Below are 15,254 nucleotides of genomic sequence, written 5' to 3'. Positions count from 1 at the left end.
CCGGCGTGAGGGCCGTTCGCCTCAAGCCGGCGGCCCCGCCTCGATCGCTCGCCGGTAGCGCTCCCGCCGCGTCCCATCCTTCAAAATCTCGTACGCCTCGTCGAGCACCTCGATCACCAGGCGCACGTCGCCCTGGAGATCGGCCGTCGCCGCCGTGAGCAGGCGCGAAGGCTCGAAGAAGCGCCGAAGCTCCAGGTAGGCCCGCCGGATCTCGTAGCTCGTCGCCGTGCGCCCGATGCCGAGCAGCGCGAAGTAGTCGCCGTCCTCGACGAGCGCGACGCGCGCCCGCACCCGCATGCGGATCGCCTCCTCGTCGAGCGGATCCTCCGCGGGCCGACGGTCGGCCGTGGCGGGCCGCGCCGGCGTGAGCGCCACGAGCACCTCCAGGCAAACGAGCGCGTAGAACAGCGGCGTGATGTCGGGGCCCGATCGGCCCGCGAGCTCGCCCACGGTCACCCCCGGTGCCTGCCCCACGAGCGCCGCTTCGTCAGGCAAGAGCGCGCACTCGGAGAGGAGCGACATGCGCGGGCCCGCGTCGAAGCGCGCAGCCGCGCCGCCGAGACGGACAAACGCGGCCTCGGGCGGGATCACGCGCCGGACGATCTCGACGAAGACCTCGGCCCCGGTGGCGCCGCCGAACACGTTGGGCTCGGCGCGCAGGCGGCCCGGCGGCTCGGACTCGAGCTCCAGCGTGCCGGACTCGACGAGGATCGCCCGGCCGATGATCCACTCGGCGTGCGCGCGGAGCACGGGCCAGAGCGCGTCCTGCTGGAGAAATCCGTGCGCGATGAGCGCGGCGCCCGCGTGCCGGCCCGAGGGCGGGAGCTTGCCAGCGAGCCGATGCGCGACGTCGCGCTCGAGGTCGCCGCGCGCCGAGAGAAACGAAAGGAGCGCCTCGTCGGCGACGCCCGACCCAGCCGTGACCACGTCCCCATCCTGGAGGACGACGCGACGCACGGAGCCGCCTTCATGGATCGCGAGCGAGCCCGTGGCGCGGCTGGCGATGGCCCGGGCGAGCGCGCGCGGCGCATCGCCGGGACCGAGCACCGTGGCCTGCTCACTCCGCGCGTCCTGCGAGGCATGCGCAGGCCGCGAGGACGGAACCGGCGCCGGCGGCGGCGGCACGGGCGGGGCGAGACGAACCGAAGGCGGCGGGGCGTCCGAGGCTCGACCGAGGATGCTGGGGGCCGTTGGCGGCGACTGGGGGTTTGGGGGCGTAGCTCCGCTCGCCGGAGCGTAGCCCCCAAGCGTCGAAGAGAGGTTTGGGGGCGTAGCTCCGCTCGCCGGAGCGTAGCCCCCAAGCGTCGGAGAGAGGCGCGGCATGCTCGGAACGGTCCATCGGGCAGGGAAGACCGTCGGCGGCGCGACATCGATCATGGGCTCGATCACGGGCGGCGGCGGGCGCGGCGGCGTGGGCACGGACGTGGGGCGCGACTCGATCGCGCGGGAGGCCGCGGTCGTCTCCGTCGGCCGGACGGGCGTGCCGGCGTCGTCGGTGATGCGGCTCGGGCGCGGCTCCCACGCCGTCACGGGGGCCTCCGAAGAGGCGCCGCGGAGCTCCGGCGAACGCGGCGTCGATCCCGCGGGCGCCGTCTTGCCGGTTGGCTCGCTCGGCTGGGGCGTGGGTGGCATGTCGAGCACGAGGTCGCCCACGCTCGGCGGCTCGATGGCTGCGGACGACGAGACCGGGGGGTTCGGCGCGGTCGTGTTGCCTTCGGTCAGGGCGAACTGGCCCGTCGTGATGCTGAGCGCGTTGGGCCCCGTGCCCGGATCGATTCCGCCCGTGTTGCCGAGATCCGACTGGGAGCTGTCCGCCTCGGCGTCGAGCGGCTCTTCGAGGATGGCGAGGAACTCGTCGCCGAGGACGAGGTCCACCTCCTCCTCGGCGGCCTGCGGAGGCGTGGAGGACGAAGGCGTCTCTGCGAGCACGCGTTGCTCGGCCGCGGCGAGCAAGCCCATGAGCTCGGGCGAGAGCTGCATGGGGTGCGTGGGCAAGAGCGTCGGCGGCGACGGCCCGTCGCTCTCGTCGGGCGGGAAGATCGACACGCCCATCTCGGCGATCTCGGGCGCGCCGGGGAACGCGGACTGAAAGGCTGGCGGAAACGCGCCGGTGCCGTCGTCGAGCAGCCCGGGGGGCAAGGTCTCGCCGGGGCGGATCGCCGCGGCGCCGCGGTCGTCGACGATCGAGTCGTCGTCGAGCGGCGCTGGGTCGGCGAGCGCGGCGATCTGGGCGACGATGGCGTGGATGTCGAGCGGCCGCGCGAAGGAGCGGCCGGCGGTGGAGTGCGCGCCGATCTCCGCGGCGCGGATGCGGCTGCCCAGACAAACCAGCTCGGCGTCCTCGCCGCCGGGCAACTCGCGCAGCCGCTCGATGGCGTCGCGCGCGCCGGGCTGATCGATGTCGACGAGCAGCACCCGCGGCGACTCGTCGAGCACGCGCGCTTCGAGCCGCTCGATCGGGGCGAAGGCCACGGCGAAGCCTTGTGCGCGCAGCGCCGACGCGATCGTTTGCCCTTCGGCGGAGGCGTCCGCGATCAGGATCACGTCGCGACGCGGCGTGTTCGGGGCTTCCTCCATCGCGGGCACGGCGTGATCCTTCGACCCGATGCGCCAGCCTGTCAACGCGCGCGCCCTCGGGTCTTCCCTTCCTACGTCCAAGGCGGGGATCGTTCCAACATTTGGGCCGATCCGCTCGCCTTTCTGGTGGTAAGAATCCAGCGCATGTCCGCCTTTGGCACCCCCCGAGAGCTCGCGCTGGTGGCCTTCCTGGTCGGGCTCGTGGTCATCCACTCGATCGTCCCGCGGATCGGCGAGGCCATCGGCGGCTACTTCGAGCGCCGCACCAAGGGGACGGGCCCGTCGAAGGACACCGGCTGATCCAGGGCGCAGGCCATCATCGGCGCCTTGCATTCTGCATTTGCAGAACGTAGCGTCGAGGCATGGAGGAGGCCGCGCGAGATCTCGCTTCGATCCGCGACGAAAAGCGCGCCGCCATCGTCGCAGAGATCCCGCCGGGCTACAGCCCCGCCTTCCACCTCGCCTTTCCCACCTTGCTCGGCCTCTCCGTGCTCGTGGCGTCGCTCCTCGGGATCGCGGCGCTCCGGCCGATCGAGCTCCTCACGGTGCCGATCACGCTCTTCGCGGGCTTCGGCTTCGAGTGGCGCGCGCACAAGGACATCCTGCATCGACGGATGCCGCTGCTCGGCGTGATCTACGAGCGGCACGAGCTCTCGCACCACGTCATCTACACCGACCGCGACATGGCCATGAAGAGCCCGCGCGAAATGTGGCTCATCCTCATGCCGCCCTACGCGATCGTGCTGGTCTTCCTCACGCTCGTTTTGCCGCTCGGGATCGGCCTTTCGCATTTCCTCGGGACGAACGTGGCCATGCTCGGGGTCGCGACGTCGATGGTGTTTTTCCTGTCGTACGAGTGGCTCCACCTCGCCTACCACCTGCCGCCCGAGCACCCGATTTCCCGCCTCGGCATCATCTCCCTCCTGCGCGAGCATCACCGCCGGCACCACGAGCCGCGGCTCATGAAACGCTGGAACTTCAACGTCACGGTGCCGCTCTTCGACTGGCTCCACCGCACGACGTGGTCGCCCGAGCGGGAAGCAGCCTGGCGCGCGCGACGCGCCTCGCGAAAGCCGACGCGCGCGGTCCCGTGAAAAACGTGGTAGGGCTCGGCCCGTGCAGACGCGCACGCGCAACGCCCTCGTGTTCGCGGCCGCCGCGGTGGTGGTCGTCGCGGCCGTCGCCTGGGTCTGGCAAAAACGCGAGATGGCGCGCCCGCTGCCCGGGACGCTCGACGCGATCCCCGAAGGTGCGCTCCTCGTCGCCACGGCCGACCTCGGCGCCCTGCGGCGCTCGAACGCCTTCGCGCCCCTGCTCTCCGAGACCCGTGAAATCCCCGGCCTCGGCAAGGTCCGCGACGTCTGCGGCACAGACCCCATGGCGGGCCTCACCGAGCTCGGCGTGGCCGTGCCCGCGAACGGCGGCGACGGCGACTTCGGCCTCGTCGCCTCGGGCACGATCGACCCGGACGCCCTGCTCGCCTGCGCGAGCAAGGTCATCGAGGCGCGCGGCGGCCGCTCCGTCGTGAACCCGATCGGCGGGTTTCGCACGGTCCGCGACGCGAGCCAGTCGACGAGCGGCGCCGAGATCGCCGTGCGCGAGGGCGGGCCCATCCTGCTCGGCGCGGGCAGCTACCTGCGGGCGATGATCGACGCGGCGGAAGGCCGCGTCCCGAACGCGCGCGCTGACGGAGATCACACGAAGCTCGCGGCGGAGGTGGGCCCGGGCGCGCTGCGCGTGACGGTGGTGCTCACGCCCGAGCAGCGGCGCACGCTCCTCGAAGAGATCGCCCTCAACGGAGCGCAGGGCTCGCCGGCCGCGTCGGTCGTCGGCCTCGGGCTCTCGGTGACGATCGGCGAGCGCGTCGGTTTGTCCGGGGTCGTGGCCTGCGACGCGGCGGCCCCGTGCGCCGATCTGGCGCGAATTTTCGAGGGGAAACGCGCCGCGCAATCGGGCGACATGCTCGTGCGCCTGATGGGCCTCGGACCGATCCTGGAGCGGCTGCGGATCGGCGCGGAGGGCCCGCGCATCTCGGCGCGCGTGGACATGTCGACGGACGAGGCGACCGAGCTCGTGACGCGTGTGATCGCCTTGCGCGCCGCGGCAGGACGGCAAAGAGGCCCGGTCGAGGACGAGGTGCCGGCCCGACCTCCGCCGCGCCCCGCGCCGACCTCGTCCGAAGGCCCCGCGCCCGAGCCGCCCCCGCCGCCGAAGCCGCGCTGACTCTTACGTCTGCGTTCGTTTTTCGGGTGCAACGAACGGCGCGTGGCTCGATTACACTCCGCGTCCCATGTCCACGCCGAACGACACCATTCCTTCCCGGCTCTTCAAGCAGGCCGAACGCAGGCCCGACGCGCCTGCCCACCACATCAAATCGGGCGGCGTCTACCGGCCGAAGAGCTACCGGGAGCTCGCGGACGAGGTCAAACGCCTGGGCAAGGCGATGATCGCGCTCGGCCAGAAGCCGGGCTTCACCGTGTGCATCCTCGGCTTCAACCGGTCCGAGTGGGCCGCCTTCGACGTCGCCGCCATGGCCGCGGGCGGCGCGCCTGCCGGCATCTACACGACGTGCTCGCCCGAGGAAGTCGCGTACATCGTCCACCACGCCGAGAGCGAGATCGTCCTCGTCGAGGACGCCGGGCAGTGGGCGAAGATCGAGAAGATGCTCGGCGAGCTGCCGCGCCTGAAGCAGGTCGTCACGATGCGCGGCGCGCCCCGCATCGATCACCCGCTCGTCGCCTCGTACGACGCGTTCCTCGACAAGGGCAAGGACGTCACCGACGAAGCGTTTTTCGCGCGGATCGCCGCGCTCGAACCGCAGGGCCTCGCCACGCTGATCTACACGTCCGGCACGACCGGACCGCCCAAGGGCGTGATGCTCTCGCACCAGAACCTCGCGTGGACCTCGGACGCGGCGCAGAAGCTCGTGGGCGGCGCCGCGCAGGACTGCGTGCTCTCGTACCTGCCGCTCTCGCACATCGCCGAGCAGATCTTCACCATCCACGGCTGCATCACGATGGGCGGATCGGCCTATTTCGCCGAGAGCATCGACAAGGTCCCGGACAACCTCAAGGAAGTGCAGCCGACGCTCTTCTTCGGCGTCCCGCGCATCTGGGAGAAGTTCCACGCCGGCGTCCAGGGCAAACTCAAGGAGGCCAAGGGCGCGAAGAAGGCGCTCGTCACGTGGGCGATGGACGTCGCGCGCGAGGCGACGGCGGTGAAGATGCGCGGCCGCACGCCCGAAGGCGCGCTCGCGCTCCAGTACAAGCTCGCGCAGAAGCTCGTGTTCAACAAGCTGAAGGCGGCGATCGGCATGTCGCGCGCGCGCACGTGCGTGTCCGGCGCCGCGCCCGTGGCCAAGGAGATCCTCGAGTTTTTCGCGAGCCTCGACATCATCGTCTCCGAGGTCTACGGCCAGAGCGAGGACACGGGCCCGACCACGTTCAACCGCGGAAACGACATGAAGCTCGGCACTGTCGGCACGAAGCTCGACGGCGTCGACGTGAAGATCGCCGAGGACGGCGAGATCCTGGTGAAGGGCCCGAACGTGTTCCTCGGCTACTACAAAGAGCCGCAAGCGACGGCCGACACGCTCCAGGACGGCTGGCTGCACTCGGGCGACCTCGGTCAGTTCGACAAGGACGGCTTCCTGTCGATCACGGGCCGCAAGAAGGAAATCATCATCACGGCGGGCGGGAAAAACATCGCCCCGAAGAACATCGAGGCGGCCCTGAAGAACCACCCGCCCATCGCCGAGGCCGTGGTCATCGGCGACCGGCGCAAGTTCCTCACGGCGCTCGTCGTCATCGATCCGGCCGCCGCCGGCGAGCTCGCGGGCTCACCCGGGGCGGATCTGGACAAGCTACGCAGCGATCCCTCCGTGGTGGCCGCAGTACAGAAGGCGGTCGACAGTGTGAATTCCACGCTCGCTCGCGTGGAGACCGTGAAGAAATTTCACATCCTCGACCGCCCCTTCACGATCGAGAGTGGTGAGCTCACGCCCACCCTGAAGCTCAAGCGACGCGTCGTCTACGACCGCTACGCCCACGAAATCGACCGGATGTACGAGGGCGCTCAGGACGCCTGACCCCCCGGGCGCCTCCGCTCCGTGCTAACGGAGCGTGCGCCATGCACGCCGTCACCTTCGACTTCGGTCAAACCCTCGCCGCCCTCGACGCGGACCTCACGTCCGCGCGCCTCGCCGAGCGGAGCCTATCGTTCGACCCCCAACGAATCGAGGCCGCCCTCCCCGATGCATGGCGCGTCTACGATGACGCCATCCATCGCGGCCTCGGCGGTCATCCCTGGAAGATCTTCATGCGCGCGCTCCTGGAACGCGCCGCCTCGTCGCCGCTCGACGAGGAGGCGCTCGTGGGCGCCGTGGACTTCCTCTGGTCCGAGCAGCCCCGGAAGAACCTCTGGCGGCGGCCGATCCCCGGCATGCTGGAGCTCGCGGAGGACCTCTCCGACGCGGGCGTGCCCGTGGGCATCATCTCGAACTCCGAGGGCCGGCTCGCCGAGCTCGTCGCGGAGCTCGGCTGGGACGATCGGTTCCTCGTGATCGCCGACAGCGGCCGCCTCGGCATGGACAAACCCGGCCGCCCGATCTTCGCCTGGACCGCCGAGCGCCTCGGCAAGCCGCTCGAGCGGATCGTGCACGTCGGCGACTCACTCGCCGCCGACGTGGAGGGCGCGCTCGGCGCGGGGATGCGCGCGGTGTGGTTCCGCGGAGACGCGAAGCGCGCCCTCGGCGAGAAGGCGCGCGTCGCGAAGGACGCGGGCGAGGTGCGCAGGGCGCTCGTCGAGCTCGGCATCGCGGCCGCCCGCGCGCCCGAGCCTATTCGAGCTTCGCCCCGGCCTGGATCCAGGCCGCGATCGACTTGATCTCGGCGTCCGTCAGGGGCTCGCCCGAGAGCGGCATGAGCCCCGTCATGTCCGCGCGCCCTTCGCAGTGCGGATCCACCTTGCAGAGCAGATAACTCGCCGCCGGTTGCCCCGGCACCACGCGCTGCGCGCCCGTCTGCACGCTCGGCGCGTTGATCACGTTCGCGAGGAACGTCGACGCGTCGGGCGACAGATCGAGGTCGCCCGCTTTGTCCGTGCCGTCGTGGCACTTCGACGTCGCGCAGCGCGAGCCCATCAGCGTGCGCACGCTCCCCCACGTGCCGGACGTGTTCGGATCGGGCGCGTCGGGGTCCTGCGGGCAATTTCCGTAGTCGATCGGCTCGAGGAGCGACGCGTCGCCCGGCTTCGCATCCGGCTTCATGCCGCGGATCCAGCACCACACCGCGCGCGTGGAGAGCGCGGTCCACGTGCGCTGGAGCAGCGGCATGCGCGGCCCGAGTTTGTCCGAGAGCAGCCGCTTGTAGAGGTAGCTCCGCGCCGGATCTCCCGGCGCGACGAGCGACCACGGCGTCGCCGACGGATGCGCCATGCCGTTGCCGTTCGCGTCGCCGACGCGCACCCGATCGAGATCGGTCACGCGCACGTCGAGGAAACCCTTCAGCGCCGGAGGCGACGCCGCGAGGTTCACGATCACGCTCGTAGGCGCGCCTCCCGCCGTGAACGACGCGCCGTCGAGCGGAACGCTGAGCACCTCGGCGCCTGCGTCGTCGAGCCTGCGGATGCGCGCGCCGTTCGCGTCGAGCGACGGCGGCGCCGAGGCGAGCCGTAGCTCCACGCTCGTCGGCGGGAACGGCGCGCTCGGGTCGAGGACGACCTGCAGGATCTCCCGCTCCTGCCCGCCGATCACGAGTTTGTCCCCGGGCCGCTCGCACTCGTCGGGCACGAGGCTCGGCTCGGCCGCCGTGATCTGGCAGGGCGCGTTCACGAGCGCGAGCATGTCCTTCACGCCGCCGAGCTCGGGGTACTGCCGCGACGAATGGCACACGCCCTGGTTGAGCGAGCACGTCTGCGCGACGCCGAGCGCGTGCAGCGCCGTGATGTTCGGGTAGATCGCCTCCGCCGGATCGTCGCTGCCCCCTGCGCCGCCGCCGCTACCGCCCGCGCCGCCGCTGCCTGGGCCACCGCTCCCACCGGCGCCGCCGCTGCCGCTCCCGGCCGCGCCGCCGGTGAGGTCGACGTCCTCGTCGGCCCCGCACCCGACCATCATCACCAGGGCGATCGAGAGTGCCCCGATCGCCCTGGCTGCCCGCGACAAACGCATCCCGCTCGTCCCTTTCAAAGCTTGGGGCTGCGCTCGGACAAGCCGAGCTACGCCCCAAACCCCTTCCGTCACTGCTTCTTCGCGGTGATCGTACCCGGACCGCAGGTGATCGTGTACGGCGCGCCGATCTGCCCCGCGACGAACGACACGTACCCGCACGTACCCTCGTACGAGATCTCCGTCGGCGTCAGCTTCGGCACGTCGGTCGCGTCCTTCGACACGACGCCGCCGAGCATGAACTGCGGCGCCGCGACGAGGACGCCGCAGAACGAGCGCAGCTTCGCGTCGAGCCCCGCGAGGTTCGTGTCCTCCAGGGACGACTTCACGAGCGCCTCGATCTGCGGCTTCTCCGTCACCGGCTCGACCCACGGCTCACCGAGGAGACGATCCTTCAGCGCGATCACCGCGTCGCCCACGGTCGCGCCCGTCGTCGCCTGGGCCCGCTGCACGATCTTCGAGATGAAGTCGTTCGCATTGAGCGGCTTGCACGCGCCGTACGTCGCTTCCCACGAGAGCCGGCCCTGGAAGTCGAGCCCGCGGAAGCCCGGCTCCGCGTCCTTCAGGGCGAACCCGATCGCGAGCTGGAAGCTCTCCTCCGTCTCGTCCTGCGGATACTCGCTGTAGCTCGGCCACTCCATGGCGCGGTGCAGGCTCCTGCGCAGCGGGCGCGACGAGATCGCGAAGACGCCGTCGGCGGGGCTGTTGCCGCGCCGGCCGAGGTCCTTGTCCGCGATCGTCCACGGATCGAAGATCCGCGGCACCTCGTAGGCCGCGCTCCCGCAGCCCTCTTCCGGCGCCTTCAGGTTGAACGCCGGGTGCGCCAGGATGTCCGTGAGCAGCTCGCGCAGCGAGAAGTGCGACGCGACGAACTTCTCCGTCAGGCTCATCAGGATGTCGCGTTGCACCTCGGTCCGCGGAAAGTAGTTCGCGATCGTCAGCCGCGTGCCCATCACCTCGGACCACACGACGTCGACGATGTTCTGCGCGACCATGTACGCGAACGCCTCGTCCGGATCGGCGAGCTCGCCCCCGGGCAAACGCACGAGCCCGTGCGCCGCGAGTTGGTCCACGCCGCGCTTGAGCGCTCGCTCGAGGTCCCACACGCTCGCGCGGCGACCCTTGTTCGGGGCCTCCGGCGTCGAGCGGATCGAGCCGAAGTACGTGTCGACGCCGAGCGGATCGTCCTCGGCGGGCGCGCGGAAGCTGCCGCACGCGTTGCCGCTCCAGCCGTAGGGCGAGCTCCCGCCGCCGTCGGCGACGCCCCAGTAACGCAGCATCGACAGGGCGCGCATCTCGTCCGTGCCCTTCGTCTCCTGCTCCTCCTCGGGGTGCACGCCGGCGGAGTTTCCGTAGAGCGCGACCTCGAAGAGCCCGGGCACGGGCCACGCCCGGTTCAGCGCCGGATCGTCGCTGTACGTCACGGAGAACTCGCTGTTGTGGCAGGTCAAGCACACCCGATCGCGGTGCAGGTAGGCGCGCTCGAAGATCGCGCCGAAGTTCTGCCGCCGCGCGCGCTCCATCTCGTACTCGCCCACGTTCGCGCCCGAGTACGGCTGCGACATCATCGCGAAGAGGTTGCCGCGGTACACGGGCGAGAGGTCGTCGAGCTCGAGCGCCGACGAGAGGAGCTGGTTCATCGTGAACCCGGGGTTCGGCGGGTTCTTCGAGGTCGCCTCGTTGTCGCGCACCCACGCGGCGAGGTTTCCGTTGTCGTAGGCCGCGGCCGGCGGCGAGCCGTAGCACTGCTGCAGCGACTTCGTCTCGATGCGGTTCACGCGCAGCGTGTCCATGAAGAAGTCGCTCCACCGCTGCCGGAACGCGTCCTCGCGCATGAGCGCGCGCGCGACGATCTTGCGCGCGTTCACGAGGTCGTCGCCGTAGGGCGGCAGCGCGTCGCCGAGCTCGCCGAACTTGCCGGCGGCTTCGAGGTCCGCCTTGCGGATCGCCGTGATCGCGTCGGTGTACGCGTTCACCTCGGCCTGGCCCCACGGCTTGCGGCCGCTCACCGCGGTGATCGCGCGGCGCACCCACGCTTGATCACTCGCCTGGCACTCGGTCCACACGTGCTCGGGCGTGTGCGGCGTCGAAGCACCACCTTCGCCGCCCGCGCCGGCATCCCCGCCGGCGCCGCCCTCCCCACCGGAGCCGCCGCTTGCGCCGCTGCCGCCGACGCCGGGACCCGACGGCTCGGACGGGTTCGATTCGCCGCTGCACGCGGGCACGAGGGCCATCGCGGCCGCGCACGAGATCGCCAGGGTGAGGGTCGAGAGCCCGGAAAAACGCCTGGTCTTCATGCCACCACCCCCAGCTGCCGCTGCTGCACGAACTTCGCCGCCTCGATCTCCGTCGTCGCGCCCGGCACGTCGGAGACGTTGAAGCTCTCCTGCGCGAAGGGCCAGATGCCGAGCGACAGCAGCGCCGCCATGCGGTTCTCCTGCGGCGTCGACGCGATCGTCGCGCGCCCGTCCTCTCCGCACGCGCCGAACACGCCCTTGCCCGAGGGCCGCACCGGCCCGCCGATGAACACCACCGGGAAGCCGTACGGCCAGTGGTTTCGCCCCTGGCTGCCCTGCTTGAACGGCGTGCGCCCGAACTCCGTCGTCAGCACGATCAGCGTCTTGTCGAGGTCGAGCTTCGCCGGGTTGTTCTCGCCGGGCGCATTCACCACCGACAGCAATTGCCGGAGCGTGTGCGACAGGTTCCGCGCCTGCGTGAACGAGTTCTCGCCGTGCGTGTCGTACCCGCCGCCGCCGTCGGCCGTGAGCAGCCCCGTGTCGACGATGCACACGTACTTCGCGGGCACCGTCGGATGCCGGAGCAGGTGCGCCGCGAGCTTCAGGTTCATGCTCATCGCGTCGGTGTTCGAGGTGTCCCCGCAGTTCGACCCCGAGACCTTCGTGAAGAACTGCGGCTCGAGCACCCCGGAGATCGCCTGCGCGTTGGCGATGGAGCTCGACGCCGCCTCGAGCTCGCCGAGCCGCGGCGCGCGCAGCGGATTGCCTTGCCCCTTCCAGCGCAGCCGCTCGTGGTACCGATCGATGTAGCCCTGCATCAGCGCGTCGTACTGCGCGCGGTTTTGCCCGAGCGTCCCTCGGGCGAGCAGGCTCGTGAGGTCGCCCGCTGCGTCGACCTTGATGGCGAGCGGACGCGCCGCGCCGGGGTGCATTCCGATCGACACGACGCTGCGGATGTTGTCCGTGGGCAGCCCGTTCGCGCCGTTCGACAAGAGCGCGTACGAGTAGGGCGCGCGCCCCGGCTCGTTGAACCGTTCGAGGAAGTAGCGCTGCACGTGCGCGCCGAGCCCCGAGAACGCCGGATGCCCGAGCCCGCGGCCGCCGAGCATCATCGGGATCGCGCCCTCGTGTGGCTCGAGGTCGTGCGCCGAGATGGAGACCCGTGTCCGCTCCATCACATCGGGCCGCTCTCGCAGAGGCATCACGAAGGGCCCGAGGTGGACGGTTTGGCCCATCGAGTCGGCCGCGAAGGGCTCGGTCAGTGGGCCCTGGAACGCACACTGATCGACCGCCGCCTGCACGTGGCCGGAGTTCAGGTACGCGTACCACTGCGTCCCGCTCGCCTGCCCGAGCGAGGGAACGCAGTAAAACGACTCGTACTGGCTCACGCCGCCGTAAAGAAAGATTTCGAGGATGTTCTCGGCCTGCAGCTCGGGCGGCAGCATCGCGCCCTCGGCTTCCTTCGGCACCTCCCCGAACGCGCGGGCTTGCCGCATGCCCCAAAGCGATACGCCGAGGCCGCTGGCCGCCGTCGCAGTGACGAGCCCTGCGCCCTTGAGAAATTCGCGACGCTTCACGTAAGCCTCCAAGTCGGCGTGCCAGGACGAACCATGCCGTCCCGCACGTGCCTACGTTCCCTCGCGCAGAAGGGGTGGTCAATCAAGTTTTCAACGTCCTTCCGAAAGGTTTCGGAGGCCGCATCGTTGGTGCCGAAACGTAACGCGCGCGTGAGCATTCGTTCCAACGGGAACGTGAAATGCCGCGGTTATTGAATCCTCATGGGGAGGAGCGCCGGGTGGATGACGGTGCCACGACGACAACGTGCTCGGACGCGGCGACAACGTGCTCGGCGTTGCCCGGCGGCTCGGGTCCGTGGAAAATCGCGACCCACGGGAAGGGTTTGCAATGCGCATTCCTGGGGTCGCCTTGACGCACCCCAGCGTGCCTCCTAGCATCCGCGCCGATGTCGCGCGCCCTTTGGCCCTCGTCCCTCGCCCTCCTCCTCGTCGGCTGCGCCGGCGCCACGCCGCCCGCCGACACGCCGCCGCACCCCGAGGCGAAAGCCCCGCCGGCCGAGGCCAAGGCCGAGGCCCCGAACCCGAAAGCCGACGTGATCGGCGCGCTCGACGCCCCCGAGGGGAAGCTCGAGCCGGCCGAAATCCAGAAGGTCATCCGGGGCAATTTCAAAGCATTGCGTGCTTGTTACGAGGAGGGCCTGCAAAAAAACCCGAACCTCGAAGGACGCATCGGCATCCGGTTCGTCATCGGCAAGGACGGCAAGCCCGGCTCCATCTCCGAAGATACGCAGTCGACCCTGCCCGATCCCGACGTCGTGAAGTGTGTCCTCGCGGCCGTCGAAACGCTCACGTTCCCCGCGCCCGAGGGCGGCGTCGTCAAGGTCGTCTATCCGATCATGTTCGCCCCGGGCGGCGGCGACGCAATGAGCAATTGCAAGAAGACCGCCGAGGAGAAGGACGGCATTCGCACGGTCTCGCTCGTCTGCGACAAGCAAACGCTCAAGGTCACGGACATGCCCGTCCGCGCCGTGGACGAGAAATTCGCCGACGCGATCCTGACCGGATTCGAGCAGCAATCGCCGAAGATGCGCCGCACCCGCGGCAAGCCGACGATCGCCGACAAACCCTGCTTCACCACGCGCATCGACGGACAAACCTGGGTCTCGACGTTGCTCGTCACCGAGGTGACGCCTGGACGCGCGCTCGTCGTCTCCTGCCTCGACGAGACCGGCGGGGTCAGCTCCGGCCGGTGCGACGCCCTCGTCGAGTTCATCGTCAAGCGCGAGGCCACCGCGCCCGCCGCGCCCTCGCCCACGGCCCCCGGGCCGAAGCGGCCCCTGCCCACGGGGACGGCCACGGGCGGCGGCTTCTGACGTTTTTCCCGGGGCTTGCCGCCCCGCGCGCGCCCCGGTATGCTCCCGCTCATGTCCGCGCCGATCCGCGCTCCGCGCCGCCTCTTCCTCCTCGGCGCCGCGCTCCTCGCCTTTGCCGCCGGCTGCACGTTGAAGACGCGCGGCCCCGCGCTCGCGACCTCGGCCCCGGCGCCCGCCTTCTCGCTCCCGTCGCACACGGGCGAGACCGTCACCCTGGCCAGCCTCACCCAGAAAGGCCCCGCGGTCGTGGTGTTTTACCGCGGCCACTGGTGACCGTATTGTCGTAGCCAGCTCGGGCAGCTGGCAAGATTGAACGATCGGTTCCGGCGGCTCGGCGTGGGCCTCGCGGCGATCAGCGTCGATAGCGAGGAGGAGTCGCGCGAGCTCGCCGAAAAGCTCGAACTGCATTTCCCGCTGCTGCGGGACGACGGATTGAAGACCGCGCTCGCCTATGGCGTCGCCATGCAGGGCCAGGACATCGCGGTCCCCGCCACCTTCGTCATCCTGCCGGACGGACGCGTCTTCTTCCGGCAGATCGGCGAGAGCATGGCCGACCGGCCGAGCACCGCCGAGCTGCTCGACATCGTCGACCGCGCGCTCGTCGAATCACGCCGCCCTTGATCCACCGCGCCTGCGCCCTCGAAGCGCCGCGAGCACGCCGAGGAGGAACATGACCCCCGCGGCGCCCTCCTCGCCTTTCACCGCGCATCCGCCGCATCCGCTCGGCGCATGCGCGGGCGCGGCGGGCGTGTTTTCCGCGGGATCGGCGGTCGTGCTCGTCGGAGGCGCGTCCGGCGCCGGGGCCGATGCGACACCGGGCGGATCGGGCCGTTTTCCATCGGCCGGATAATCGAGCGTCACGCGCTTCCCGTCGTCCATGAAGTAGACGACCTTCGCGAGCCGGGCGACGAACACGCCAGCTTCGAGCTTCTCGACCCGCACGACGTCGTGGATGCCCTTCACGGGCCAGCGATCGGACACGAAATGGATCGGCCTGATCGTGAGCCCCGACGAGACGAGCCCCTTTCCCTCCGCGAAAAACGCTTCGAGGGCCGCCCCCTCGAGCTTGCGCACCGAGGACGCCTCGAAATCGGATTTCTTCATCGCATGAACGACGGGCTGGACATACTTCCCCACGATCAGCGGCAACCCGCCGAGCACGCCGAGCTCGGGCATCGGCGCGCCGAACGACGTCGTGTACGGATGCGCGAGGAACACGTATTCGGGGAACTGCGATGCATTCTCCAGGTCGAACGAGTAGTCGACGCGCTTCTCCCCGGGGTTGATGAGGTCGGCCCGCGCCTCACGGGAGACGAGGAGCCCGAGCGAAGCCAGGAAAAGAAGGGCGGTACGTCGTGTCGTCACGGATGGGTGCTCTCCTCCGCCC

Annotated in this window: 12 protein-coding genes and 1 pseudogene; 8 read left to right on the top strand and 5 right to left on the bottom strand. The window is 70.4% G+C overall.

Translation table 11 applies throughout. The annotated features are described in order from the left end of the window. Nucleotides 1-21: 21 nt before the first annotated feature. Nucleotides 22-2,586 (bottom strand): hypothetical protein, encoded by a 2,565-nt coding sequence (locus QHF85_RS12735; protein ID WP_281327415.1) that lies wholly within the window; start codon nucleotides 2,584-2,586, stop codon nucleotides 22-24. A gap of 135 nt (nucleotides 2,587-2,721) precedes the next feature. On the opposite strand from QHF85_RS12735, the gene QHF85_RS12730 reads away from it, so the two are divergent. The 5 genes from QHF85_RS12730 (at nucleotide 2,722) to QHF85_RS12710 (ending at nucleotide 7,461) form a co-directional block, all read left to right on the top strand. Beyond that, nucleotides 2,722-2,877 carry a hypothetical protein gene (locus QHF85_RS12730; RefSeq protein WP_281327414.1) on the top strand — a complete coding sequence of 52 codons (156 nt, stop codon included), beginning with the start codon at nucleotides 2,722-2,724 and terminating at the stop codon, nucleotides 2,875-2,877. Between the two features lie 62 nt (nucleotides 2,878-2,939). Continuing rightward, nucleotides 2,940-3,671, top strand: a complete 732-nt coding sequence (locus tag QHF85_RS12725; RefSeq protein ID WP_281327413.1) for a hypothetical protein — start codon at nucleotides 2,940-2,942, stop codon at nucleotides 3,669-3,671. A gap of 22 nt (nucleotides 3,672-3,693) precedes the next feature. Then, nucleotides 3,694-4,800 (top strand): hypothetical protein, encoded by a 1,107-nt coding sequence (locus tag QHF85_RS12720; RefSeq protein WP_281327412.1) that lies wholly within the window; start codon nucleotides 3,694-3,696, stop codon nucleotides 4,798-4,800. Between the two features lie 67 nt (nucleotides 4,801-4,867). Continuing rightward, on the top strand, nucleotides 4,868-6,664 hold the full coding sequence (locus tag QHF85_RS12715) for a long-chain fatty acid--CoA ligase (protein WP_281327411.1): 1,797 nt from the start codon (nucleotides 4,868-4,870) through the stop codon (nucleotides 6,662-6,664). Nucleotides 6,665-6,705: 41 nt separating this feature from the next. Next, complete coding sequence (locus QHF85_RS12710; RefSeq protein ID WP_281327410.1) at nucleotides 6,706-7,461, top strand: HAD family hydrolase; 756 nt, start codon at nucleotides 6,706-6,708, stop codon at nucleotides 7,459-7,461. Here the strand turns inward: QHF85_RS12710 and QHF85_RS12705 are convergent. From QHF85_RS12705 to QHF85_RS12695, 3 genes are all read right to left on the bottom strand, one after another. Further along, nucleotides 7,415-8,743 (bottom strand): hypothetical protein, encoded by a 1,329-nt coding sequence (locus QHF85_RS12705; protein ID WP_281327409.1) that lies wholly within the window; start codon nucleotides 8,741-8,743, stop codon nucleotides 7,415-7,417. The two genes, QHF85_RS12710 and QHF85_RS12705, sit on opposite strands and share 47 nt — an antisense overlap. 68 nt (nucleotides 8,744-8,811) lie before the next feature. After that, nucleotides 8,812-11,037: a hypothetical protein gene (locus QHF85_RS12700; protein ID WP_281327408.1), complete on the bottom strand. Its 2,226-nt coding sequence runs from the start codon at nucleotides 11,035-11,037 to the stop codon at nucleotides 8,812-8,814. Next, nucleotides 11,034-12,554, bottom strand: a complete 1,521-nt coding sequence (locus QHF85_RS12695) for a DUF1501 domain-containing protein (protein ID WP_281327407.1) — start codon at nucleotides 12,552-12,554, stop codon at nucleotides 11,034-11,036. Before QHF85_RS12695 ends, QHF85_RS12700 begins: the two co-directional genes overlap by 4 nt. 386 nt (nucleotides 12,555-12,940) lie before the next feature. Here QHF85_RS12695 and QHF85_RS12690 point away from each other — a divergent pair, with 386 nt between their 5' ends. From QHF85_RS12690 to QHF85_RS49780, 3 genes and pseudogenes are all read left to right on the top strand, one after another. Then, on the top strand, nucleotides 12,941-13,867 hold the full coding sequence (locus QHF85_RS12690; protein WP_281327406.1) for an AgmX/PglI C-terminal domain-containing protein: 927 nt from the start codon (nucleotides 12,941-12,943) through the stop codon (nucleotides 13,865-13,867). 51 nt (nucleotides 13,868-13,918) lie between these two features. Then, on the top strand, nucleotides 13,919-14,140 hold the full coding sequence (locus QHF85_RS49785) for a hypothetical protein (RefSeq protein ID WP_348652733.1): 222 nt from the start codon (nucleotides 13,919-13,921) through the stop codon (nucleotides 14,138-14,140). Between the two features lie 12 nt (nucleotides 14,141-14,152). After that, a pseudogene (locus QHF85_RS49780) lies at nucleotides 14,153-14,488 on the top strand (redoxin domain-containing protein); the annotation flags it as partial. Here the strand turns inward: QHF85_RS49780 and QHF85_RS12680 are convergent. Then, the gene (locus QHF85_RS12680) at nucleotides 14,474-15,232 is read right to left on the bottom strand and encodes an MYXO-CTERM sorting domain-containing protein (RefSeq protein WP_281327404.1); all 759 of its coding nucleotides are present in this window, start codon (nucleotides 15,230-15,232) and stop codon (nucleotides 14,474-14,476) included. The pseudogene QHF85_RS49780 and the gene QHF85_RS12680 overlap by 15 nt on opposite strands. Between the last annotated feature and the right edge of the window lie 22 nt (nucleotides 15,233-15,254).

Origin of the sequence: Polyangium sp. 6x1, assembly GCF_029946515.1 — a bacterium.
GTDB lineage: Bacteria > Myxococcota_A > Polyangia > Polyangiales > Polyangiaceae > Polyangium.
This window is presented reverse-complemented; position numbering and strand designations above follow the sequence as displayed.

What these genes read in the sequence shown, in the direction of transcription:
- QHF85_RS12725 (WP_281327413.1), top strand. Translation starts at nt 2,940, where the DNA reads ATGGAGGAGGCCGCGCGAGATCTCGCTTCGATCCGCGACGAAAAGCGC.
- QHF85_RS12710 (WP_281327410.1), top strand. Translation starts at nt 6,706, where the DNA reads ATGCACGCCGTCACCTTCGACTTCGGTCAAACCCTCGCCGCCCTCGAC.
- QHF85_RS12690 (WP_281327406.1), top strand. Translation starts at nt 12,941, where the DNA reads ATGTCGCGCGCCCTTTGGCCCTCGTCCCTCGCCCTCCTCCTCGTCGGC.
- QHF85_RS49785 (WP_348652733.1), top strand. Translation starts at nt 13,919, where the DNA reads ATGTCCGCGCCGATCCGCGCTCCGCGCCGCCTCTTCCTCCTCGGCGCC.
- QHF85_RS12705 (WP_281327409.1), bottom strand. Translation starts at nt 8,743, where the DNA reads ATGCGTTTGTCGCGGGCAGCCAGGGCGATCGGGGCACTCTCGATCGCC.
- QHF85_RS12715 (WP_281327411.1), top strand. Translation starts at nt 4,868, where the DNA reads ATGTCCACGCCGAACGACACCATTCCTTCCCGGCTCTTCAAGCAGGCC.
- QHF85_RS12700 (WP_281327408.1), bottom strand. Translation starts at nt 11,037, where the DNA reads ATGAAGACCAGGCGTTTTTCCGGGCTCTCGACCCTCACCCTGGCGATC.
- QHF85_RS12730 (WP_281327414.1), top strand. Translation starts at nt 2,722, where the DNA reads ATGTCCGCCTTTGGCACCCCCCGAGAGCTCGCGCTGGTGGCCTTCCTG.